Annotated in this window: 18 protein-coding genes; 8 read left to right on the top strand and 10 right to left on the bottom strand. The window is 55.3% G+C overall.

What is annotated here, in order from left to right:
• Positions 1-1371, bottom strand: a 1371-nt coding sequence (locus ABIZ35_RS04160; RefSeq protein ID WP_348218610.1) for an ABC-F family ATP-binding cassette domain-containing protein, incomplete at its 3' end; no start/stop codon positions are given.
• Between the two features lie 82 nt (positions 1372-1453).
• On the opposite strand from ABIZ35_RS04160, the gene ABIZ35_RS04155 reads away from it, so the two are divergent.
• A complete protein-coding gene (locus ABIZ35_RS04155; RefSeq protein ID WP_348218609.1) occupies positions 1454-2572 on the top strand; it encodes a potassium channel family protein in 1119 nt (372 codons plus the stop codon).
• On the opposite strand, the gene ABIZ35_RS04150 is transcribed toward ABIZ35_RS04155, so the two are convergent.
• Entirely contained in the window at positions 2573-3565 is a 993-nt protein-coding gene (locus ABIZ35_RS04150; RefSeq protein ID WP_348218608.1) for a hypothetical protein, read from the bottom strand.
• 59 nt (positions 3566-3624) lie between these two features.
• Between ABIZ35_RS04150 and pdxT the strand changes: the two genes are divergently transcribed.
• The 5 genes from pdxT (at position 3625) to coaBC (ending at position 7875) form a co-directional block, all read left to right on the top strand.
• On the top strand, positions 3625-4314 hold the full coding sequence (gene pdxT / locus ABIZ35_RS04145; RefSeq protein ID WP_348218607.1) for a pyridoxal 5'-phosphate synthase glutaminase subunit PdxT: 690 nt from the start codon (positions 3625-3627) through the stop codon (positions 4312-4314).
• On the top strand, positions 4311-5531 hold the full coding sequence (locus ABIZ35_RS04140; RefSeq protein WP_348218606.1) for a hypothetical protein: 1221 nt from the start codon (positions 4311-4313) through the stop codon (positions 5529-5531). Before pdxT ends, ABIZ35_RS04140 begins: the two co-directional genes overlap by 4 nt.
• A gap of 200 nt (positions 5532-5731) precedes the next feature.
• A complete protein-coding gene (locus ABIZ35_RS04135) occupies positions 5732-6013 on the top strand; it encodes a DUF370 domain-containing protein (RefSeq protein WP_119324571.1) in 282 nt (93 codons plus the stop codon).
• A 4-nt stretch (positions 6014-6017) separates the two neighbouring features.
• A complete protein-coding gene (gene gmk, locus ABIZ35_RS04130; RefSeq protein ID WP_348218605.1) occupies positions 6018-6668 on the top strand; it encodes a guanylate kinase in 651 nt (216 codons plus the stop codon).
• Entirely contained in the window at positions 6661-7875 is a 1215-nt protein-coding gene (gene coaBC / locus ABIZ35_RS04125) for a bifunctional phosphopantothenoylcysteine decarboxylase/phosphopantothenate--cysteine ligase CoaBC (RefSeq protein ID WP_348218604.1), read from the top strand. The genes gmk and coaBC overlap by 8 nt, the downstream gene beginning before the upstream one ends.
• 263 nt (positions 7876-8138) lie before the next feature.
• Here the strand turns inward: coaBC and ABIZ35_RS04120 are convergent, their stop codons facing one another.
• Together ABIZ35_RS04120 and ABIZ35_RS04115 are read right to left on the bottom strand one after the other, a co-directional pair.
• Entirely contained in the window at positions 8139-10568 is a 2430-nt protein-coding gene (locus ABIZ35_RS04120; RefSeq protein WP_348218603.1) for a GxGYxYP domain-containing protein, read from the bottom strand.
• Between the two features lie 170 nt (positions 10569-10738).
• Positions 10739-11377, bottom strand: a complete 639-nt coding sequence (locus tag ABIZ35_RS04115) for a DsbA family protein (protein WP_348218602.1) — start codon at positions 11375-11377, stop codon at positions 10739-10741.
• Positions 11378-11520: 143 nt separating this feature from the next.
• Between ABIZ35_RS04115 and ABIZ35_RS04110 the strand changes: the two genes are divergently transcribed.
• Positions 11521-12117 (top strand): hypothetical protein, encoded by a 597-nt coding sequence (locus ABIZ35_RS04110; protein ID WP_348218601.1) that lies wholly within the window; start codon positions 11521-11523, stop codon positions 12115-12117.
• A gap of 243 nt (positions 12118-12360) precedes the next feature.
• Here the strand turns inward: ABIZ35_RS04110 and ABIZ35_RS04105 are convergent, their stop codons facing one another.
• The 4 genes from ABIZ35_RS04105 to ABIZ35_RS04090 form a co-directional block, all read right to left on the bottom strand.
• Entirely contained in the window at positions 12361-13614 is a 1254-nt protein-coding gene (locus ABIZ35_RS04105; RefSeq protein WP_348218600.1) for a PQQ-binding-like beta-propeller repeat protein, read from the bottom strand.
• A 71-nt stretch (positions 13615-13685) separates the two neighbouring features.
• Positions 13686-14609, bottom strand: coding sequence for a hypothetical protein (locus tag ABIZ35_RS04100; RefSeq protein ID WP_348218599.1), 924 nt, complete (start codon positions 14607-14609; stop codon positions 13686-13688).
• A gap of 45 nt (positions 14610-14654) precedes the next feature.
• Positions 14655-17192: a hypothetical protein gene (locus ABIZ35_RS04095; RefSeq protein ID WP_348218598.1), complete on the bottom strand. Its 2538-nt coding sequence runs from the start codon at positions 17190-17192 to the stop codon at positions 14655-14657.
• Positions 17193-17611: 419 nt separating this feature from the next.
• Positions 17612-18448 carry a DUF1559 domain-containing protein gene (locus ABIZ35_RS04090; protein WP_348218597.1) on the bottom strand — a complete coding sequence of 279 codons (837 nt, stop codon included), beginning with the start codon at positions 18446-18448 and terminating at the stop codon, positions 17612-17614.
• A gap of 592 nt (positions 18449-19040) precedes the next feature.
• Between ABIZ35_RS04090 and ABIZ35_RS04085 the strand changes: the two genes are divergently transcribed.
• Positions 19041-21116, top strand: coding sequence for a hypothetical protein (locus ABIZ35_RS04085; protein WP_348218596.1), 2076 nt, complete (start codon positions 19041-19043; stop codon positions 21114-21116).
• A gap of 97 nt (positions 21117-21213) precedes the next feature.
• Here the strand turns inward: ABIZ35_RS04085 and ABIZ35_RS04080 are convergent, their stop codons facing one another.
• A complete protein-coding gene (locus ABIZ35_RS04080; protein WP_348218595.1) occupies positions 21214-21951 on the bottom strand; it encodes a PEP-CTERM sorting domain-containing protein in 738 nt (245 codons plus the stop codon).
• Between the two features lie 267 nt (positions 21952-22218).
• Positions 22219-23428, bottom strand: a 1210-nt coding sequence (locus ABIZ35_RS04075; protein WP_348218594.1) for an EF-Tu/IF-2/RF-3 family GTPase, incomplete at its 5' end; no start/stop codon positions are given.

Below are 23428 nucleotides of genomic sequence, written 5' to 3'. Positions count from 1 at the left end.
GGCGAGCTTGTTTTTCTCGCCGCCGCTCAGCATGCCGACTTGCTTGAAGACGTCGTCCCCCATGAACAGGAAGCGCGCAAGGTAGTTGCGCGCTTCGGTGCTCGTCATGTCCGCCGAGCCAAGCACGGTGTCGAGAACCGAGAGACTGGTGTCGAGACTGTCCGTAGCGTGCTGCGAGAAATACGAGAGGCGTACGTTGTGACCGAAGTGGATCAGGCCCTGCGTGGGTGTTTCCAGGCCAAGCAGGATTTTGACCATCGTGGTCTTACCCGCCCCGTTGGGGCCAACCAGACCGACGCGGTCGCCGCGCTCGACGGTCGCGTTCACATGGGAGAAGAGCGTCCGGTCGCCGTAAGCCTTCGCGAGGTCTTCCATCTGAATGACTTCGCGCCCCACCCGTCCGGCGCTGGCGGCGTCGAAGCGCGCGTGCATGCTGCTGGTGTCCGTCTTGGGCTTGTCGACTTTCTCCATGCGCTCAAGGCGGCCCTGTGTCTTCAGACGCAGATGCGCCTGCGTGGCGTTGGTGGCCATGTTGCGCTTGACCAGGTCGTTCAGACGCGCGATCTCCGCCTGCTGGATCTCGTACAAATCCTGCTGGCGCTGGAGCTGCTCTTGCTTCTGCTGATGGTAGTGGGAATAGTTGCCGCGATAGACAGAGAGTTTCTGGTTTTCGACTTCACCGATCGTATCCGTGACGGCGTCCAGGAAGTACCGGTCGTGGCTGACCAGGAGAACTGCGCCCTCGTAGTTCTTGAGAAAGCCTTCCAGCCACTCCGTCGCTCCGATGTCCAGGTGGTTGGTCGGTTCGTCGAGGATCAAAATGTCGGGCTTGGAGAGCACGATCTTCGCCAGCGCCAGACGTGTCTGCTCGCCGCCGGAGCATGAGCCGACGAGTTTGCTGTGATCGGCCTCGGTAAAACCAAGGCGCTCCATCACCATTTCCAGATCGTTGGAGTAGTGGTAGCCGCCGGCGGCCTCGAAGGCGTCACGCATGTCGGAGTACTGGGCCATCACCCGCTCCAGCGCCTCGTCGGTGACGGCGTCGGTCATCTCATGCTCCAGCACTTGAAGTGACGCCTCCAGCTCGCGCAGCGGTTCAAAAATCTGCTGTACTTCCTCCCAGATCGTGTGCTCGGGGTGCACCGGCGCTTCCTGCCGAAGGTAGCCTAGACGGCGGCCCGTAGCCAGATTCACCCGGCCCGCGTCCGGGGTTTCCAGTCCCATCAAAATGCGCAGCAAGGTCGTCTTGCCGCAGCCATTGCGTCCAACCAGGCCCATTTTCTGGCCGGCGGCGATACTGAAGGTCACTCCACGGAACAATAAGTCGACGCCGAAGCCTTTTTCCAAATCCGAAACGGTCAATATGCTCATAATTATCTCGGTAGTATTGTAGCCGCCGCCCCCACTCCAAGTCAAGGAGCGCTGAGACACGGACGCCCAGTATAATAGCCATATGAGAACCGTCGCGTGTGTCCTGAGCCTCATTTGTCTGGCGTATATTCTGTGGGAAGCGTTTGAAACGATCGTACTGCCGCGCACCGTCTCGAGGAACCTGCGCATGACGCGTCTGCTCTACCGATACGGATGGGAGTTCTGGACATTTACTGCCAAGCGAATCCGAAGCGCCGAAAAGCGTGAGACGTTTTTAGGCTATTTTGGACCGATCTCGCTGCCGATCCTGATGGCGATCTGGGCCTTTGGGTTGATCCTGTCATTCGGGACACTCCAATGGGCTCTTGGCGTGCCGATGAATGACGCAGAGCATTCGCAGTCGTATCGGACGCATCTTTACATGAGCGGCACGACGTTCTTTACGCTGGGATATGGAGATGTCACGCCTGCTTCGTCGAATGGGCGGCTCAGCGCCGTGATCGAGTCCGGCGTTGGTTTAGGGTTCTTCGCCCTGGTCATCGGCTACCTGCCGGTGCTCTATCAAGTCTTTTCGAAGCGGGAAATTACCATCTCGCTGCTGGACGCACGCGCGGGCACGCCTCCGGCGGCTGCGGAGCTGCTGCGCCGGTATCAGGTCAACGACAATGTCGCCGCGCTGGACGCGCTATTGAAAGAATGGGAGCACTGGTCGGCGGAGCTGCTGGAGAGCCAGCTGTCTTACCCAGTCCTGGCCTACTATCGATCGCAGCACGATCGCGTTTCGTGGCTATCGACGCTGACGCTGATCATGGATACTTGTTCGCTGCTGATCGTCGGCGTGGACGGCGTCAAACCCACTCAGGCGCGCCTGACCTTCGCGATGGCCCGTCACGCCGCCGTAGATATCTCGCTGGTCTTCAACAAAGCGCCGTCCGATCCCCCCGAGGACAGACTGCCGCCGGAACGGCTGCGGGAAGTACGCCAGATTCTAGCCGACGCCGGCGCGCCGCTGCGTGAGGGGGAAGACGCGGACAAGAAACTGCAAAAGCTGCGATCGCTTTACGAACCCTATGTCCACGCGCTGGGCAAGAACTTCTTTTACTCGCTTCCCCACTGGATCGCCGAGCCGGACGCAAAAGACAACTGGCAAACCAGCGCCTGGGACGACGACGCGCCGGACACTCGCGGCCACTTCGCCTAATCAGCGCCCGTGCAGCGGACCATGCTTTTTATGAACGCCGCCCTGGAAGTGAACCGATTGGACATCGTCCGCTTCAAGCATTTTGACCGTATCGAAAGTATTGAGCACGTAAATGTATCCGTCGTACCCGAGCAGCATCCCATACTCCACTTTGGCGTCGATACGCGTGATCTCGACCGGACGAGGCAAGCCCTCGATCTCGGGGCCGCCGCGCACGGCTTGCGGCGAGTCCGGAACGTACTCCCGCGCGCCGGGTTTGACGCGGCGCGTCGAAGCGACATTCTCAGCAGCCAGCGTCTCCATCTTGGCGTCCGTCTGCACCTTGTAGGTGCGGCCGTCGAATGAGACAAGCTTGCCCTGAACCTCCGCCCCGTTATTGAGAGTAAAGATCGTTTCGTTCGCGGCAAAGCCGTTCGCAACGCCTTTCGTTTCCAAAGGCGCGGGAAAGAGCGTTGTGGGCTGGTCGATGTAACCCAGGTACATCTGGCCCTGGCTCACCGAAATTTCGCCGCCTTTCAGCGCGAAGTTGACGACCCCGCCGGTGAACTTCAATGGATCGGCAGCCAGCCCTTTCATGCCTAAGGTTCCCTTCGCTACCCCACCCGCCCGAACAGGAACACGTGTCTGATCCGGGGCCAGGATGTAGTTGCATGTGAATGAGAGCCTACCCGGCAAAACGATGGAGTTATGCGATTTGGACGCCAGCACCCGGCCAAACGCCTTTGCCCCGGCCGGGATCACAAGAATATGACCGGGGGCGTAGACATTCTGCACGACTTCATAAGCAACGATCTCACCTTCCGGAGTATCTCCGGACTTGAGATCCTGCATCAAGCGCAGACGGACGGGCGTATATTCGGGAAGCAGAATCCGATGCGCCGTTGGAGGAGCCGGCCGTTTCACCGCCGGTTTATGACTGGCGGCTTGGGCTGCGGGCACAATCAATACGCCGAGAGAGACAAGCGCGAGCGAGCGAAAAGTAAAAGAATACATGACATTATCTTACCATAGAGGCCGCTTGCCTGCAATGCGCCGCCCAAGAGGATTACACTTTGGAATCCGCCAATCGCTGGGAGAATGTGGTAAAATACAGCCATTCCAACTTCTTGATCAATAAGGATACTTACGGCGCCATGCCGCACACGCCAAAAATCGCAGTCGTCGCTATGCAGGGCGACTATGCGAAACATATTGAAATGCTCCGGAGCCTGGACGCCGACGCCACGACGGCGCGGCTTCCCCACGAAATCGAAGAGGCCGACGCCATCGTAATCCCCGGCGGCGAAAGCACGACCATCGGCAAGATGCTGGTCCGATACGGCATGGACGATGCGATTAAAAAAGCCTCGGAAGCGGGTAAGCCCATTTATGGCACCTGCGCGGGATTGATCCTTCTGTCCCAACGGATCGCCGCCGGGACGGGAGAGAGCGGCGGACAGCCAACGCTGGGCTTGCTTGACGTCACCGTCACGCGCAATGGGTTCGGACGGCAGACAGATTCCTTTGAGACGACCGTGAACGCCCCGGAAGTGAGCGATACGCCGCTGCACGCTCTCTTTATCCGGGCGCCCTATATCTCCGAGGCCGGAGACGGCGTCGTCGCTCTGGCCAAGTACGAAGGCAAAACGGTCTTTGTTCAGCAAGGCAATATCCTTGCGACGGCTTTTCATCCGGAATTGGTCGGCGATGCGCGCGTGCATCGTTACTTCCTTTCCATGATCGGGCAAGGCTCTACACGGTGATAGTCCAGCGCTGGATCGTCAGCACCATCGCGGTCGGATTAATCTTCGGCGCAAACGCTCTCTGGCAGCGCTCCGGAAAGCCGTTTACACGCCTGGCCGCACAAGCGCAGGGACAAACACAAGCCGCTCCCAGCTTCACCTCAGTTTGGCCGCAGCCCCTCGCGATCGCAAACTTCCGGTCGGCGTCCATTTCCGCCGACAACGCCTTTTTTGTTGTAGTGACATCCAACAAAGAAAGCCTCACACTGCGCCACCAGAACGGAAAGAAGATCTGGAGCATCTCGGATCCAGGCGCCGCTCAGGCGTGTGTCGCCGCCGGAGGCGAGTCCGTCATCTCCTATGCCCCACTCAATCCCACACGCCCGACAATTACGATCGTACGCGGCGCCCACGCCGACAGCGTCACGCGCCGCACGCTGGACGGCGCCGTATGGGACGTCTCCATGTCGCAGGACGGCAATACCGCCGCCGTTGTCACCGGCAACCATTCCCTGTATCTGTTCACGCTACGCCCCACGCTTTCGTGCCGGCAATGGTCGCTGGACGGCGTCGGAAATTCCGTCAAGGTCAACGCCAAATCGCAGTGCGTCGTCGCAGGGACATGGGACGATAGCGGCATTGCCTGCTATAACTTCAAAGGCGAGACGCTTTGGAAATATCCCAAGGACACCGCCCAGCGCCGCGCGGTCATGAACCGTCTCTTTGATGCGCAGATTTCCCAGGACGGGCAGTCCATCATCGGCGTCTCCTACTCGAATATTCATCATAGCGACGGTGTGCTTTATATGTGGCGACGCGGCGGAGACGGGACGCCCTTGTGGTCATATTCGCTCGGCGGCGATACTTCCCGCCTCCGCGCACGGATCACCGCCGACGGACACTACGTCGCCCTGACTTACGTGCAGAATATCGTCCAAGGAGACCGTGTTGTGGAGCAGCGTCAGCTGGTTCTGCTGGACAATACAGGAAAAGAATACCTGCGATCCGGAGGCCCCGTGTTTTTTCGGCCAAGCCTGGTGAGCGTCGCTCCCGACGGTTCACGGATCGCCGTTTCGATGGACGAGAATACTCTCTATAACGTGAACAGCAAGGGCCGCCTTTTCTCTCCCAAGCGCCTCATCTCGACGATCCGCAACGCGGAGCCTTCCCCTGACGGCGCCCTGCTTCTGGTATACGGCAGTGACGGAAACCTGAACCTCGTCCGATCATTCAGCTAGCCAGACCAAGAAAGACAGTCCTCTGATTTTATTGTAAAATCAGAATGTAGCAAGCAAGCGCAATCTCTTGACTCCGTGATTCCAGCCATGCTATAATCTGTCAGCGTTCTTTCAATCAGCGATTTTCACGGTTGACGCCGACCGGCCTGTTTGGCGCGAACTCCATCTCTATTTCCGGTCCATTCGTTAAGGAGCTACGCATGCAGCCCGTTGCACTCAATGTCGGCTTCTACAATTACGTCATTATCGACAAAGTCATTGCCCTCGTTTCCAGCGATTCCGCGCCGATGCGGCGCCTCGTCCAAGAATTTCGTAAGGCGGGCCGTCTAATCGACGCCACTCAGGGCCGCAAGACCAAAAGCCTGATCTTCCTTGAAGGCGGAAACCTCGCCACCTCCGCGCTCTCCCAGGAAACCCTGGCCAAGCGCCTCGCGGGCAGCCCGATGGCGCCCGAAAGCGACGACGAAGCGGAAGAGGACTAAATCCATGACCGTCGCCAAAGCATCGTCCGGCCTCCTGGTCGTCGTCTCCGGCCCTTCCGCCGTCGGCAAGGACACCGTTCTCGACATCCTCCTGATGACGCCCGGCGGCTCCCACCCCATCCGCAAAGCCGTCACCGTCACGACCCGCGCTCCGCGTCCCAAGGACGAAGGCCGCTCCATGGAGGAGAACGGCGTGGATTACTTCTTCGTGAGTTCGGCCGAATTTTACGAGATGGTTTCCCGAGATGAGTTTCTTGAGTACGCAGAAGTCCACGACAGCTGGTACGGCACCCCGCGCCAATGGGTGGAGGAGCAGCGTCAGCAGGGTGTGGACATCATTCTGAAGATCGATGTCCAGGGCGGTCTCGCGGTCAAGAAAAAGCTTTCCGACGCCGTCCTGATCTTTCTAGAGCCGCCGTCTATTGAAGAGCTGGAGCGCCGCCTGCGCGGCCGCAAAAGTGAAAGCGAAGACGCCATCAAAAAGCGCCTGCTGAACGCACACAGCGAGCTGGCGCAGCGCGACTACTACGATTACGCCGTCACCAACGATACCGTGCCGGACGCCGTGGAAGCGATCCGCGCCATTCTCCTTGCCCGGCACTGCCGCATTCAGCGCCCTCGGGAGCCGCGCCTCCCGGTGCAAATCGATGAATGACCCCAACAGGCCCAAGCGTATCGTCCTCGGCGTCACCGCATCGATCGCCGCTTACAAAGCGGCGGACCTTGCGAGCAAGCTCGTCAAAAGCGGTGTTGACGTTTACCCTGTGCTGACCGCCGAGGCCGCGCGCTTCGTCGGTCCTGCCACTTTTACCGCCCTCACTGGCCACCCCTGCCCCATCGATACCTTCGACGAACCGTTTCCTGGCGAGATCGCACACATCTGGCTCGCGCGTAACTGCGACCTGATCGCCATCGTCCCCGCTTCCATGAACTGCATCGCCCGCCTCGCCCACGGCCTCGCGGACGACATGCTCACCGCGACCGTCATGGCGACCGTCGCTCCGGTGCTGCTGGCGCCCGCCATGAACACCGGTATGTGGAACAACCCGGCAACCCAGGCCAATCTTGAAACCCTTTCGAAGTACGGATACCAGTTCATCGAGCCCGTCACTGGAATGCTGGCTTGCCGCACGGAGGGCGTCGGCAAAATGGCTGACGTCATGACGATCGAAGCCGCTATCCAATCCGTCCTGCGCGGATCACAGCCCCTTTCCGGCAAGCATGTCCTCATCACCGCCGGCCCCACCCGTGAGCCAATCGATCCTGTCCGCTACCTCACCAATCGTTCCTCCGGAAAAATGGGCTACGCCCTCGCCGAAACCGCCCGCCGCCTCGGCGCCGCCGTCACCCTCATCTCCGGTCCCACCGCCCTTCCCGCCCCCATCGGCGTCCAAACCATCCCCGTGGAGACTGCTCGGGAGATGATCAACGCTGTCCAGGCGCATGTCCAAACTGCGAACATCATCATCGCCGCCGCCGCCGTGGCCGACTATCGCCCAGAAACGATTTCCCCTCAGAAGATCAAGAAGAACGGCTCGGCGCCGACGATCGCTCTTGTGGAAAACGAAGATATTTTGGCGTGGATTGGCAAGTCGAAGCGGCCGGATCAAACACTGGTCGGCTTCGCGGCCGAGTCCGAGAATTTATTGGCGAATGCACAGAAGAAGCTGCAGGGGAAGAACTTGGATTGGATCGTCGCAAACGACATTACGGCGGCGGGGGCCGGCTTCGACGCCGATACGAATATTGCGACGCTGATTTCGCGGGATGGCGCACAAACGCCGCTGCCGAAGATGAGCAAACAAGAGATGGCGGAGAGGATATTGGAGATGGTGGGTGGCCCCATCTCCCCGCCGAAGTAAACTTCGGCCTCCCCCTTTCCCTGCTAAAGGCCCTTCGGGCGGGAAAGGGGGCGTTCGTAATTATATGCCGCACGAGGGTTACGTGGGGTAAAAGCAAAGCAAATTGGCTCGTCATGGTGATATCATGACGAGCCAATTTTGTTTGTTCGTAGATTACGACCAACTCGTGCGGACCTTAATGATGAACATCCCCTTTCCCGCCCGAAGGGCCTTTAGCAGGGAAAGGGGACAAACGAGCCTAGGCGAGTTGAGGGGATGGGGTTCTACTTCGCCAGCCCCACGGCCTTCGCCTGATTGTACAGGTCGTTGAGCTGCGAAGGCGTCACCGCCACGTAGTTCGGACCCAGGTCGTCCAGCCCCTTCTTGATATCCTTGAGGCTATTTCCCCAATTCACCATGAAGGCGTTTACGAACGCCGGACGCTGAGCGCCGACGCGGTCTTTGATCTGCGCGGCCATCTCACGCGGGTTGCCTCCGGTCACGGTTCGGAAGACCGACTGCCCGGTCGGCAGCGTGTAGGTCATGGCGTTGTAGCCTTTTTCACCGGCGAAGCCATAATCAGGAACGAAGAACTTCGTGTTCGGAAGCTGTACGCCCATTTCGGCAATGTCGGAGGCGCGGACGTTCATGTGCCGGATCGACTTCATATCCAGCATGTCCATATACTTCGCCGTCCAGCCGAAGAATGAACTCAGCGCGCCGTCGCGATCCTTCAGCGCCTTCGCCCAGTCCGGAGGATAGATGTACCCGACGCCGCTGACATCACAGAGGAACTCGTCGTTGGGCGTGGCGTGATCGTAGTACCACTGAACCATGTTCGGAGCGACATCGATCAAGGTCGGTCCCATGCCCCAGCCGATCGGGAATGTTCCGTGCAGTGGATCGTTAAAGTACTCCTGGAAGTTATTCTCCCAGGTGCAGAGATTGTCGCCGTCCGAAACCGTCACCGCCACATAGACTTTGGAAAGGTCGAGACGTGGCGCGGGATTGCGCTTCTGCTTGTAGGTCTTCACGGGAGCGCCGCTGAAGACGGTGAAGTTTGACACATAGTCCGAGACGACGGTGACCTTGCCGAAGCGCGACGCCAGCGAAACACCGGGACCTTCGTCCAGGCCGTTGCTGTCGCCGCCGCTGTACCAATAGCCGCGCACAACCGAGTTCAGCGGCATTTCCGCGAAGATCGCTTCGATTTCCGCGACTTCGGCGTTCTCATTGGCCCCTGGCTTGTCCTGTTCTTTCGGTCCCGTCACCCACAGCGCTTGACCGCGCGCCGCGACGATCTGATCGATCGCGCCGGAGTCTAGAGGAGCATCCAAAGAAATCGAGAGATAAGGATTAAGGCGCGGAAGAAGATCGGTGCGCACGTAGCGATACGCGGCGGCGTTGTCTTTGAACTTCCCGCGAAGATCCGTCTTGATATTCAGTTTCAGCCGCTCCGCCAGTTCCGGTGTGGCGACGACCTGATCCTCCAGCCCGGCAATGTCCACAGCCACGTGCGGGCTGACATACACATTTGGGTCTGTAACAACAGCGCCGTTGTAGTCGTCCTTGAATGTTGTGAGAAGCGAAAGCGGGCGCCGAACTTTGATCGGTTTACCAGTCGTCCCCTGCTCCTGCAATTTTTTGAGCCAAAACTCGTCGCTATCACGGAAGATCAAGTAGATACGTGGCTGAGTACGATTGACAATTCCCTGAAGAGTGCTCAGCAGCAAACGCTCTTCCGAACTGATCTTACGCACATCGGCGACGTAAAGATGCTCTGCCGGAGGATTGCTGCGCGGCTGGAAAGTTTCATACGGCCGGGGCGGCGTCGGCAGAACGAGGTCCGTGTACTGCTTCGGCAGGGCGACGTTTTTGAGGCTCGTCATCGCTGACGCGATCTTATCTTCTGGCAGCAATTTTTTTTGCGCTAAGATCGCAACCACGCCGCGCGTGATCATCTGTTCGGTATCATACGCTTCCAAGTCGCCAGTATTGGGATGCGTGGTCCATACATCGACGGCGCCCTTGAAGGCGACGCCGTTGTGCACGATCATGGCGGACACGGGCTGCGTGCCCTGCACGAGGATGGGGATTACCTGATCGTCTGCGGGAAGGGTCGTAGGGTCGAGCATCTGCACTGACCCCGACCAAGTTCGACCCAAATCCTTGAGGCCAAGCGGATCGTTGGGAGCGAGAGTGGTGTCCAGCTCCGAAGGGTCCGTGAACCCGCCGACTCCTATTCCAGTCGGGCCAAATAGCGCCGCCTTCGGGTCGTGCCCAGTATCCGACCAGCTCAAATTGCCCTTTTTATCCTTCACGCGCTTGATAGGGTGTGTGAAGGGAATGCCGGTGAGCACGAAGCTGCCGCCCGACTTATGATACGCCTGCAAGTTAGCGAACGCTTCTTTAGGAAAATTGTTTCCATATGTCATCACGACGACGGCGTAGCGGCCGCTATTCAGCTTCGCGGGATCGCCCAGCGCATTTGCGTCGAGCAGATCCGTGTGGATGCCGGCGGCGGTGAGGTTCGCGGCGATTTGTTTGGGGGAAACACGCCCGGTCACTCCAAAGACGGGGAAATCCGTTTGCAGCATCACTGCGGCGCGCGGCGCGTCCATCGGCGGATCGGCGGCAAACGCGCTCATCGGCGACAGCGCCGCAACCGACGACAACAGTAAAACGGCCGGCAAGCTCGGCCATTGTTTATTCATTCAGACAATCCTCCGTACAAAACTCTTTCGAAAACAAACCACAATGTATGGAACCATGAAATTGTACAGTTTTTGGCTCTATGGAGAAAGTTTACCTTGTTCCTCGGCAAAGAGCGATCTGTTTTCGAAAGAGTTGCTATTCAATTTTACGGAGACGGGGAGAAAAAAATTCAGCTCTTGTCGTTCCACGCCAAATATCGCAGCGCCATCTCACGAATGGTGGAGTACGGCGCCTCCGCGCAGCGCTCCCCCCGAAAGATAAACGTGGGCACATGGGTGACATCCGCCGCATAGGCGTCGTCGTCAAACTCAACGATCTTGCTCGAATACGCCTTGGCCGCAAGTTTATCCGTGAAATCTTTGGGATCGATTCCAATCCCTGCGGCGATGCCAGCCAGCACGCCGAGGTCCGAGATGTCCTCCGATCGTTCCCAGAACGCGCGATACACGGCTTCGTTGTACTCATCGAACCGGTCAGGCGCGTGCTCGTTCACATATTCGGCGCCCTGCAATGGATTATGCGTGCGAATAATACCGATCGTTCGATCTTTGGGGATGGGAATGTTGTCGAGCTCCGCCAGCAAATCCAGGCGCGACGGCGGAGCCGGAGGCTCGTTCGGGTCACTGGGCTTAGGAGTATAGTCCGGCAGCGGACCAAGTGCCTCGGGGAGCAGCTCATATCCCACCCATTCCTGTCGGATCTGAGGAAATTCTTCCTTGAGGCGTTTCGCCTGCATCACGCCGATCCAGCACCAAGGGCAGAGATAATCGTGCGCGATCGTAACTTTGAGTTCGGGCTTATTGGTCATAACGTTCTCCAATGATCAAGTGATGCCCAAGACGTGCGAGGCGCCGAGCAATGGCGGAAGCCACATCTTGCAGACAAAGGTACAATGACGATCAGAAGCGCGAAGTTCCGCGACGGCGCGGCGAAATCATCGAACCCAATCTCATGACAAACTTTGAATACAACAGCCTGTTCGACCAGCTGATCACCGCTCCCCTACAAGCGGTTCTTGGCCAAACGCTGCGCGCGGTGAATTATTATGTTCTGGCGTCCGACGGCGGCAATAAATACTTGCCTAAAAAACACGGAGCCGGTCAGGCGGTGCATCTCGTGTTTGACCAGGGAGAGATCGAATTCGATTGGGACGCCAAGGAAATTTTTCTCGACACGGACGGCGCGGAATATCACCTGATCGTCAGCAATCGCTCTGTCCGTGCGGAGAATAGCGATGCGCTGGCGAAACTCATCTCCACGGATACGGCGCCGTGGAAAGATCTGATTGGAAAGACGCTGTCCAGCGTGGAAGTACTTGGCGAGCGGCTGGACAAAGACCGATGCAGTCCGAAGGCGGCGATTTTGCGATTTGATTCGTCGTATATCGTCGTGGGCATTGGAACCGCCAGTACCCATCCGAAGCAATCCGACAGCGTCGGTGACGGCGATGAGGTGCTAGTCTTCAGCGAGGCCGAATGGACTCTGCTTCCAGATCAAAAATACAGTGGGGTTCAGACGCTGAAGCAATGCTGGGCGCAAGATTTATAGGGATTTTCCGCTCAATTATATTGGAATCAAAAACGCCGCCGCAAAACTACCCTTGATTTTATGCATGTAAATGCTTGAGAGCGACACACATAAATGCTGTTGAGAGCTATTGCTAGCTGTCGGCTTAGATCGAGCAGCGTTTTCAGAAATGGATAAAGTCCAGGATAAACATAATAACTAATGTAGGTCTTGATAAGAAATTAACAACAGGAAATTTAAATTCTTCATAGACATTCATGAGCACTATAACCCACTGATTCGGTAAGCTCTAATTCGTGGCGTATGCGTTTCGTCAGAAGGAATGTATCCATCTAAATATATCGTTTTTCCTGAATTAGAAATGGATGTGCACGCAAAATCATTGTAAGTCTTAACTACAGCCCAACGTTGTATGTCAAATATTTGCCATCCAGGTGTAACACGAGGCATGTTAATGAGAACTACCGATTTCCCTATTATTTTACAGCTTAGAAAGCCGTCAGAGAAAATGTATTTATGTATAACAGCTCCATTGTTAACATTCAGTTCATAAAACCCTTTATCGCTTAACATATAAAGCTTATTAATAATATTAAAGTATCTAAATATATAATTGAATTTCTTTTTCCAAACAATCGCCCCATTATTCTTATTCAGGCCGTACGCATTTCCAAGACCATCTGCAATCAGAACACGATTATCAATTACTAATGGGTAACAATTGGAAAAGGTAATATGGACATCGCGAACTCCAGAACTATTTTTAATATCTATCCCATCAGTTATAGTACGCCAAATCAAAGATCCATTCATTGGATTAAAGGCATATGCTAATCCGAAATCAGAGTTAAAATATATTGTTTTTTTGTCCAAAGCGGGGCGGCTAGTGGGTGTAGCAGGTATCCTGATGCTTGCATCGAAAGGAACATTCCAAAGCTCTTTTCCGTCGCTTAATTTAACTGCCGTTAGCCCACTATACGTCCGGAAAATTACTCGATCTCTCCAAACTACAGGCTCACTACATATCTGACCTCTTGGACTAGCGTAAGCATCAGCACTTGCAAACGAAGAATAATTCCAAAGTATCTTCCCACTCGTTGGATTAAACGCAATTAAATACCCGGAAAATTTATCTGATAAGGACACCAACACTTGGGGGTTTGTTCCATTTTTAATGGACAAATAGCATATTCTGGGAAAAATATGGTCATAGCTCGTACCATTCCATATAATGGAAGACAAGTCACGTGACCATAATTCCTTCCCATTTGACATATTTAGAGCGACAACATTATTACCTTTAAGAAGGAAAACAGTATTGCCCATGCAAACGGGATGGGAGCGCAGCTGCTTAGCACTATAGGCCCATATTTCTTTGCAAGATATTTTACTATTTGAGGCGGAGTTATTAGAAGCATTACAGGGTACAGATTGACATGAATAAGGCAACGAGAAGAGAGCAAAAATCCATGCAATATATATAAAAGGATACGATTTAATTCGCACAAAACGACTCATTGGTTAAACTCTTTAAATTACAGCCTCTTACAATAATTAAATTTTAGTCAAGAGGCTGTAATCTCACACGTCTAATTGCCGGTACAAGTGAGAGATACCCATCCCATTGATCCTGCAGCTGCTGCACCTACAACAGCTGCACTGGTTGCACTAGATTGGTAGTTAAGGGAATCGTTAAATCCAATACCACCAGCAGGATAGTTTGCCCAATAACTCGCGGGGAACACTTGTGCTTCCGTATACTCACCAAGTGCACTGTCCATGTTAACTCCGTAATTTCCAGCCACATAAGAACCTCCACGCCCTCTAAGCATAGCTCCAGAACCGTTAAGAAAGTTATTGCTAATGTCTGTAATCCCTCCTCCAAGTCGCTCGGAATTAGGACTCGCCGAAAACAAATAGTTCGGTACTATTGCGTTTGAAGGCAAGTTTGATGGTGGATTCTCATTAGGGTCACTAAGTAGTGGCATGAATTGCCCCCCCATATATGAATATAAAGTTGAATTGGCACTTCCATTTACCGAAACGACACCAGTAACATTATCTATTTGGTATCCTGCAACAGCGACATTACTACACATGAAACCAACCTCACCGCCATAAATTAAAGTCCTATTGACTGTATATCCAGGAAGTTGATTCCCGTTACTATCCATCCATAGTGCTAGAACACCACAAGAACAAAACGCTGAGTATGAAGCAGATTTCACAGTTGGAGTTGGATTGTTAGCATTAGCAGTCGTCATAATTGATGCATATCCACTCCCGGTAGCTGTCATTACACTAGCAAAAGAGGGATATCCAGGGTCAAAATTCCCCCTTCTAGGTCCCTCAACTTTGGATGCTTGAGGGGTAATCGAAATCGACCAATGTCCTGCAGCTTGCGCGTGAGTGGGCAGCTGAGCACATTCCGCTACGGGGATTATCCAGAGGCAAATTCCAAAAATAACTCGTTTGCGAGAAAATTTAATCAACCGCTTGTTCATTTGTTTCATTCTCCATCATTTCATAACAACAATATATTGCCGTTAAATGTTAACCTAATTCCCTGAAAAAACATCACTAACACTTGCCTGTGCAGAGGCTACGCCACTGCTTGTTGAATTCCCAATATTGCAGTTCACTGTAACATCTGATACTGGCACGGTAAATGTTAAAACAACAGATTGAGGAGTAGAGAAATGAGTTTGAAACCACTGACTAGTATAGGCTGTTTGAGTACTGTTCAATGACTGTACCTTCTCGTTCCACCCAGAAATAGAGCCAGTTGCGGTTCCATCAGATGTCTGAGCCCCTTTTACATCTATGCTGCTATCATAAGTTTGAACAAACTTGTTCAAATCAGATGTATCGAAGGTAATTGTGGGAGAAGGAGCAGAAATCAATGAAGTATCGGTAACTGGATAGTGAGCAGATACCAAAGCTCCCCCTCCAGTAGCAGAAACAGCCGCGCTACCAGTACCATTATTGATAGTCGCAGAATATATCTGTTGTTTGATATGACGCAGAACATATAGACTAGGCCAATCAGTCCCAGCCCAAGAAAATGTCCAAGTTCCCGCACAACTTGCTTGTGCAGCTTGAGAAAGAGATGTCGTAGTGGCTCCAGAGATATTTGCTGCAACAGCTAAGTTTGTGGCGTTACTGAAGCTCACTGCTTTGATATGTGCGTTGCCACTTGTTAAAATGACCGGGGGAACGGCCTGATGATTGGAGGGAGGCGTTATGTTCCAATATATATCTTGCACAATTGGTGTGGCGCTAACAAAATTAGATACATTGCTTTCTATGCTAGCAGAATCGATAAACTTTACGACGTAATAGTAAGTCGTTCCGTTTGAGAGTGCCGTATCTATATAAGCGTTTGGCGTTACCAGATCACTTCCATTAATCTTGGAGTAACCAGTCCCGTCGGAATTCTTGGTGCGATAGATGTTGTACCCCTGTCCTGCCACTGGCGTCCAAGTCAGCAGAACCTGCTGCTCGCCCGGCGTCACTACCAGATTGCGCGGCGCGGTCACAGTGTTTGTGGTTGCACTGGCCTGGTAGGAGTTAGCGCCTTCGCCGGTGCTATTAGTCGCGCTCACGACGTAGTAGTACGTCGTTCCGTCACCCAGTCCTGTATTGACATAGCTGGTTGACGTCAAACCGGCCGCGACGGTCGTGTAAGGCCCCCCTGTTACATTCGACCGTTTGACGCTATAGCTTGTCGCTCCAGGAACCGCATTCCAGGAAAGGCTGACCTGACCAAGGCCGCCGGTCGCACTCAAAACGGACGACGCCGTTGGCCCGGTGGTGACTAAGATCAACTGAGGAGAGGTACCAGACTCACGGGCGCGGAAGTTCGCGATGATCGACCCGATCGTGTCCTGCGTCAGCGCCAGCGTTACTAGCGTGTGGCCCGCCAACTGCTCTGAGCGAATGTAATTGGTCACATTCCAGTTTTGGTAAGTTTCCGCCGTCGTGACATTCGTCGCCGGAATGAGAGATGCCCCTAGCGTCGGACGGTTGTTCCAGTTCAACGTTGCATCCGTCCAGGTCGTATCCGCGACGGGAGAGACGGAGACATTGGTCGCGCTGGCGCCGTTGCTCAAACCGTACACGGACAGCGTCGCTCCTGTCACCGTGCCGCTCACCCCCGAAAGGTCGAACTTGACATAGACCACTTCGGTGGTGCTGGCCCCGTTCCACGCATACATCAGGTTATGGTAACCATAGATCGCCGTCGGCTGGCTGCTGACCGCCGTCGTATCCGCTACGGAGAAGAGAGTAGCGCCGGCCGCTCCCGAGGCTCCGGGTTGAGCGAAAGATTCATTGGAATAACCACTTTCACCCGCGCTGGTAACGGCGGTGACGACATAGTAGTAGGTGCGAGGGTTAGTGCTTGTGCCGTTGGTCGCTCCAGTATCCGTGTAACTGGTCGTGGTCGGGCTGGTCACCAGTGTATAAGGACCGCCGCTCAGGTTCAAAGAGCGATAGACCTTGTAGCTAGTCGCCCCAGCGATAGATCCCCAGGAGAGCAGCACCTGCGCGTTACCGGGAACAGCGGCCAGTCCCGCCGGCGCGGCGGGCAAAGTCGCCAGAGGTGTTGCGGAGACTTCGGACGACAATGTGCTCTCGGTCGTTGCGATAACTCCCGGATCTTTGCGCACGGCGCTGACTTTGTAGTAGTAAGCAGTTCCGTTGGTGACAGCCGTATCATTGTAGCTGAGGGAACTCAGATCGCTGACGAGCAGCGTTTCCGTGTTGGGAGTAGTGGCGCATCGGTAAAGACTGTAACGGAAGGCCCCGGTGGTGGCTCCCCAGGAGATGTTAATGACGCCTTTGCCTGCTTTGGCAGCCACTCCACCCGGCGTGGCGACTGGGACGGCAAGGACAGATCCTGTCTTGGGTCCTTCGACATTGCTGCTGTTGACGCCGCTGATCTTGAAGAAATAGGTAGTTCCGTTGTTAAGACTAGTGCTGGTGAAGGGACTGGTCTTTCCGGTAAAACTAGGCGTGGCGGGCTCGGTCCCAGTGGAGGGCCATTGGTAGACGTTGTAAGTGAGCCCAGCGGTGTTATTCCAGGTCAGCGTCAACTGACTGGTTCCACCGGTGACGGCAAGTCCCGTGGGAGTGGCCGGCGTTTGAGCAAAAGCGCCTTGAGAGATCCCAATCGTCGTTGCCAAAACGCCGGCAGTAATGAGGAAAGGTCCTGATAAGAGAATGGAGCCGCACGAGGCAACGCGCCGAGCGTGGCAGAGCCGCGCTCGGATGTGAAATGATGACAATACTGTTACTCCTATAGAGTGATTTGGCGACACAATAGCTTATGGCGGCGAGAACAATAATTTACAAACGGTAACAACAAGGGGGGGTAAATTCAATAAAAACCTGCTATTAAATATTATAGCATATAACAAGTTAATCAAAACGAATCGTACGAATTTTATTGTGAAATGCCAAAACGCCGCCGCACCCGAAGATACGACGGCGTTTTGACTTGAAGCGCGAAATATTAGAGGGAGCTGAAGGTCATTGCGTAGTTGCTGTTGCTCGTGCCAGCTGCAAATCCAGCGGTGGGCAAATCCTGAGTAGCAGTCGGATCCGTATTATTGATCCCAGAAGAAACCTTGCTGCCGCGAAGCCACTTGACGTGACCATCGCCCGCGAGGTAGTTCGCGCCATCCGTATGCAGACCAGTCGGAGCCAAGTCGATGCCGGCGGTGGTGTTACCACCGAGGTATCCGGCCTGGGACTTGATCTGAGGGACCGAAGCAGCGGCGACAGCCTCGGTGCCATCATACTTGTTGGCAAAACCGGCAGTACGGCCTGTTCCGGCAGGAGAGAGTGTATCAAGCGCATTTGCGGCGCCAGAGGTGCCTTCCTGCAGATCGTTGATTGGAGCCTGAGATCCGCTCACTTCAAACAGAAGAACCGTGCTGGCGGGAGCATTGAGCGACGCCAGGGAGCCCGAAGGACCATTACCACGCATATTGAAATTCATGGCGTAAGAGATCGGGACGAACAGGTTATTTGTGTTGTTGATAGACGTGGAGTCATCAGGACATTTAAACAGCTGAGTGCTCTTGGCGTACGGCATGACTGAACCAGCCCAGCCCTGTCCGTTCTGTGTTGAGCCAAAGCCGGCGGGGAACTTTTCGTCGTTGTCCTGCACATACTGAATGATGGCGAGGCCAACCTGGCGCTCGTTGGAGGCGCAGCTGGTCTGGCGAGCCTTCTCACGGGCCTTGGCGAAGACCGGGAACAAGATTGCCGCGAGAATCGCGATAATGGCGATAACGACGAGCAGCTCAATAAGGGTAAAACCCTTAAAATTTCGGGTGGTTTGCACTGTGAAAATACCTCTCTAGCCGACAAATCAATAATACGTCTCAGCCTGGATTATTGCAGCGTATAGTCGCCGCGCCGAGGCTGAAAGTGGACTAACGAATTCATACTATCATACCTTTGATGCGCTGTCAAGTCTTTTCATGTTAAATTTCAATATATTTATTTACAAATAATAAACACATGCGAATTTGATCCATTATTGATACTAAATGATCCTATTTTGCACCTATACCAACAGGACTAAAGCAACGATTGTACCTCTTTTGCACCATTTACAATTTATCGTATGAAAATATTTTGGTGCTTTCATGATCCTTTTTGGTTATTCTCGGGAAATCCGAGTGGAGAACGGCGCCACACCGTCTCTGCAAAATATACAGCGCGCGCGGGGCCGAAGAGGTTCCATCATTGCTTGTCGTCTCCAGCGGCAAGGATAAATCTTCCACGATCCGGGTATCCTCGGAAAAGACGAACAATTTTAATTCCGGGTTTCGATGCGCTCCCGGAACTTCGTCGCTCTTTTCTCTGTTGTAATATCACTATCCAAATGCTTCTGCGGATATCTTACCGTTCAACGATCAATGGAAATCTCAATGCCGCTGACTAAGCCTTCCGTCAACGTCGAAATCGAGCTGCGCCCGTCCGTCACGACGCTCCTGGAGACGATCCGTTCCCAATACCCTGGCGTCCCATTTCTCGCCCTTGGCCAAACGGCGCTCTGGGATGAGCCGGTCAAAGCGGTCTGGCGCACGATCCTCGATCGTTACCTGCCGGGAGCCGCGCTGATCGGCGGCGTCCACGACACCGATTACTTCGCCAAAACCTCGGCGCACATCACAACCGAGGAAAAATTTGCGGTCCTGCGCCATGATGATGGCCGTACGCGTGACCTCTGGAGCGCGGCAGGGGAAATGTCTTCGCTCTTCGGAAGCGAAAGCGTCCCCTCCCGTCATGTGTACATGAAGTATGGAGTTCCGTTCGACTGGCTCGCGCGTCACGAACCCGGCGGAAAATCAGAACTGTACGAGACAATGACGGCGGCTTGGGGCTGGACCGGATTGGTGCACACCGAGCAGCACCACGCCATCGCCCACGACATCCCGATCTGCGACATTCTGCCCGCATTGCTGGAACAGATGGACCGCGCTTTTGCGGAAAGCATTTCCTGTCTGGACGACGCCGATCACCGAGCGTCCGCCGCAGCTCTTTGCGAGCGGATCAAAGACTGGACGCGATCCTTCGCCCAGCAGTGCGACGGAACCACCAGCCTTACCGATCTCTACCGAGACTTGCTCCCCAAACTTTACCAGCTTCTCTTACAGCGCCCGCCGATTGATTTCTCCACCACCACCACCACCCGCCTGCTGCGATTCTCTTCGGAAACCCATCAATTGCCGCGTTTTTCGGTTGTCGGGTTATTTCTGGATCCCAAAACCCGCGACGCCGCTACCCGCGCCTACAACGCCTGTGTGGCCGGCTCCGGCATTTATGATTTGGACAGCTTTGGGCCGGGCGCGATCCCGTTTGATCTGGTCGTCCCCGGTCATGGACGCGGCACCATCTGCGTCAACGGCGCGGATGTGACGCTGGAGTTTGGCGACAATCCCGCGACCCTGACATCCCCCACCCCCGTGCATGATCTTGAAACTCTGGCGAGGGTTATCGAAGAGGCATACGGCAGCCGAACAGTGCTCGTCGGCAAGGCCATCACTCTCATCAACATGCTCGCCGCCGAGCACCTGGTTGTCTTCCACGAAACGGCGTCCGGATACACAGGCGGCACGGCGGCGTTCAACGCCGCGCTCGCCAAAGCCGGCGTCCTCCAAGCCCTTTATCCGATCGTGCGCCTGGAGTACGGTACTTGGGACGCGCTCACGGACATTTCGTCCCCGGCGCGCCTGCGTCTGCCCGTGCACCTCGCCGCCGCCTACGGCGCGGAGACGGTCAGCGCTGCGGAGTTCGGCGCGCGCTGGCGCGACGTGGTCATGACGCAGAAGGAAAACCTGCGTGAGATCAAATCGCTGACAAAGATGCGTGACCTGCTGACGTATTTGGAGGCGAAAGAGCCGGGCGCCTGGAGCGCGCATCGCGCGGCTTACGAGCAGTCGCTGGCGGCGCTCGCCCAGAACGCCGCGCACAGTGAGGTGCTGCGACGCCGAGTAGAAGAACACCGTTCGGAAATGGTCTCGTGGAAGGAAGAACGCACTCGCTTGGAGGCGCGCATGGGGGACGATTGGCGCAAAAATAGCTTTCCGATCGTGCAGCGCCTCCGATATGAGACTCTTTCGGATACCGAGCGCGCACAGCTCGAAACGAAACTGAGCCGCGAGGCAGCCACACGCGCGCGCGCGTTCGAGGAGCCAATCGCCGTGGGACAGGAGCGTATTCACGCCACCTTACGCCTGATCGCCTCGTTCCGAAAGCAGAGACGTCTCTTAGAACGAAGCCCCGAGGCGCTGGCCGCGCGCGCGACATTGGAGCGGATCGCCGTCGAAGCCCAGCGAGCGCGCATGCGCCTCGTCCATAACGCCTTCTTTACCGTAGAGTCTCTGGAGCACACCAATCTGCGCCCAACGGCGTGGTGGTTTCCACTGGTTGACCCCAGCGGCGAATGGTTCGAGGGAATGGCCTCTCGTATCGAAGCGCGATTTGAATACGTGAATCCGTAAACTCCCGGCAAAAGATGGATGCAGACAACAAACAGAAAAAGGAGGACGCCAAAAGCGTCCTCCTTTTTCTTGTGATCTTTGTCAGTTGCAGCGCTGATTAGGCGGCGACTTGGCGGCGGCGGTAGAAGCACGCGCCCAGCAGGACAATTCCAACGCCGAACGCGGCGAACGCGGACGGTTCCGGAACGGGGTTTGTCGCGTTGCTGATGATCGCGTTGAAGCCCGTGGAGTCGAACTGGTAGTCGTTGTTCGGACCGTAACCGACCGTGAACCGGAGCTGGTCGCCAGCGTTCAGCAGCAGGAAAGCGTTCGAATAGCTGGGGCCGGACTGGAACGTCGTCACAAAGTCGTCAAACAGGAAGGTCGTGCCGTTGATGTTGACATGAACGTCTGTGCTCGTCGACTGGTATCCAGGCTTGCTTTGGCCAAAGAAATCCGCAGCGACGCTGTATGTTCCCGTCGTCGGCGCCGTGAAGATGATTTCACTCTTTTCACCGGTCGAACCAGGGTGCATTGTCAGTTCGTTGTCGCGTACAAAAACCGTCGTGTAAACGGTCTGATCGGCGCCAGTTCCATTGTGAGCGACATAGGGGAGGTCGCCGGGTTGTGTGGCGTGCCAGGCGTCCAGCAATCCGCCCTCAACATTGTTGAACTGGAATGTGCCGGTGTTTGAGCCTGCATAGCTCCAAACGCCATTCGGATTAGTGGTCGCGGAGAAGTCGTCGGCGGCGTTCCAGGTGGCGGCCTGAACCGGCGTGGCGACTGCCATCGCGGACAGCATAAGAGCTGTCAGAGCGAGAGGCGCATAACCTTTTTTCATTTGGGATAAGATCATTTCGTTTTCTTTCTAAAGACGGTCAAATCGTAGCGGTGCATTACGGCAATTATTCCATCGCCACTGAACTGCTTTGGCGCTGTAGATATAATATACTAACATTATACATGGCAAGCATGCAAATATTACGATTAAAACAAAAATAGACGCCAAGCAATTTGCCGTTGTGTTTTTGACTACGAATTAATAGGGATTAATGCACCATGTCAACGAAAAAGGCAGGTGGATTTCTCCACCTGCCTTTTCCCATTCAATTTCCGAAACGCCTTATCCGCGCGTCTTCGAGTTCTTTCGGCGCTGATCGGGGTTCAGCTCGCGCTTTCGCATCCGAATGTTCTTTGGCGTCACTTCCACCAATTCGTCCGGTCCGATGTATTCGATCGCCCGGTCCAGCGTCATAATCGTATGCGGGTTCAGGCGGGTGAAGGTTTCCTTCACCGACTGGCGCATACTGGTCAGGTGCTTGGTGCGGCAGACGTTGACTTCGAGGTCGGTATCGCGGGCGTTTTTGCCGACGATCATTCCCTCGTAGACTTCGATATTGTGCGGCAGGAAGAGAATTCCGCGCTCCTCGGCGTTTTGCAGGCCGAAGGTCGTGGTGATCCCCGATTCGCTCGCCAGCAGGCTGCCGTTTCGCTCCACGGTCATGTCGCCCATATAGGGAACGTAACCGCCAAAGAGCGAGTTCAGGACGCCCGTGCCGCGCGTTTCCGTAATCAACTGGTTTCGGAAGCCCAGCAGACCGCGCGTCGGCACTTTGAAGCGCATATGAACGGTCCCGTTGCCGGGAGACTTCATATCCAGCATCTCGCCCTTGCGGCGACCGAGCTGTTCGATCACGACGCCACTGTATTCCTCGGCGACATCGATCTCGACTTCTTCCAGCGGCTCCATCTTTTGGCCATTTTCCTCATGGAAGATAACCTCGGGCTGGGACACTTGAAGCTCGTAGCCTTCCCGGCGCATCGTTTCGATGAGAACGGCCAGATGAAGCTCGCCGCGTCCGGAGACGGTGAACTGGTCCGCTGTTTCCGAGTCTTCAACACGCAGCGCGACGTTGGTTTGCAGTTCCTTCATCAGCCGCTCGCGCAGCTTGCGTGATGTGGAGAACTGCCCTTCGCGGCCGGCCAGCGGCGACGTGTTGACGCCGAAGGTCATGCTGAGCGTGGGTTCGTCGATATTCATCAGCGGCAGCGCGACGGGATTTTCCCGCGACGCCACGGTCTCGCCGATGTTGACATCGGCCAGGCCTGAGATCGCGACGATCTCGCCGGCTTCCGCCTCATCGACTTCGACGCGGTTCAATCCCTGATAGATAAAGACCTGTGCGATCTTTCCAGGAACATGGTCGCCTTCGCGGTTGATGACCGTGATCGCCTGCCCCGTCCTGACGACGCCGGCGTTGACCTTACCGATGCCGATGCGGCCCTTGTAGTCATCGTAGTCCAGGGTTGTGATGCGCAGCTGCAGCGGCGCC

It is taken from the genome of Capsulimonas sp., assembly GCF_039929585.1.
Classification (GTDB): domain Bacteria; phylum Armatimonadota; class Armatimonadia; order Armatimonadales; family Capsulimonadaceae; genus Capsulimonas.
Note: the sequence above shows the minus strand (reverse complement) of the source record. Positions and strands in the feature narration are given on the sequence as shown.

What these genes read in the sequence shown, in the direction of transcription:
- ABIZ35_RS04155 (WP_348218609.1), top strand. Translation starts at nt 1,454, where the DNA reads ATGAGAACCGTCGCGTGTGTCCTGAGCCTCATTTGTCTGGCGTATATT.
- ABIZ35_RS04150 (WP_348218608.1), bottom strand. Translation starts at nt 3,565, where the DNA reads ATGTATTCTTTTACTTTTCGCTCGCTCGCGCTTGTCTCTCTCGGCGTA.
- ABIZ35_RS04135 (WP_119324571.1), top strand. Translation starts at nt 5,732, where the DNA reads ATGCAGCCCGTTGCACTCAATGTCGGCTTCTACAATTACGTCATTATC.
- gmk (WP_348218605.1), top strand. Translation starts at nt 6,018, where the DNA reads ATGACCGTCGCCAAAGCATCGTCCGGCCTCCTGGTCGTCGTCTCCGGC.
- coaBC (WP_348218604.1), top strand. Translation starts at nt 6,661, where the DNA reads ATGAATGACCCCAACAGGCCCAAGCGTATCGTCCTCGGCGTCACCGCA.
- ABIZ35_RS04120 (WP_348218603.1), bottom strand. Translation starts at nt 10,568, where the DNA reads ATGAATAAACAATGGCCGAGCTTGCCGGCCGTTTTACTGTTGTCGTCG.
- ABIZ35_RS04115 (WP_348218602.1), bottom strand. Translation starts at nt 11,377, where the DNA reads ATGACCAATAAGCCCGAACTCAAAGTTACGATCGCGCACGATTATCTC.
- ABIZ35_RS04110 (WP_348218601.1), top strand. Translation starts at nt 11,521, where the DNA reads ATGACAAACTTTGAATACAACAGCCTGTTCGACCAGCTGATCACCGCT.
- ABIZ35_RS04105 (WP_348218600.1), bottom strand. Translation starts at nt 13,614, where the DNA reads ATGAGTCGTTTTGTGCGAATTAAATCGTATCCTTTTATATATATTGCA.
- ABIZ35_RS04100 (WP_348218599.1), bottom strand. Translation starts at nt 14,609, where the DNA reads ATGAAACAAATGAACAAGCGGTTGATTAAATTTTCTCGCAAACGAGTT.
- ABIZ35_RS04085 (WP_348218596.1), top strand. Translation starts at nt 19,041, where the DNA reads ATGCCGCTGACTAAGCCTTCCGTCAACGTCGAAATCGAGCTGCGCCCG.
- ABIZ35_RS04080 (WP_348218595.1), bottom strand. Translation starts at nt 21,951, where the DNA reads ATGATCTTATCCCAAATGAAAAAAGGTTATGCGCCTCTCGCTCTGACA.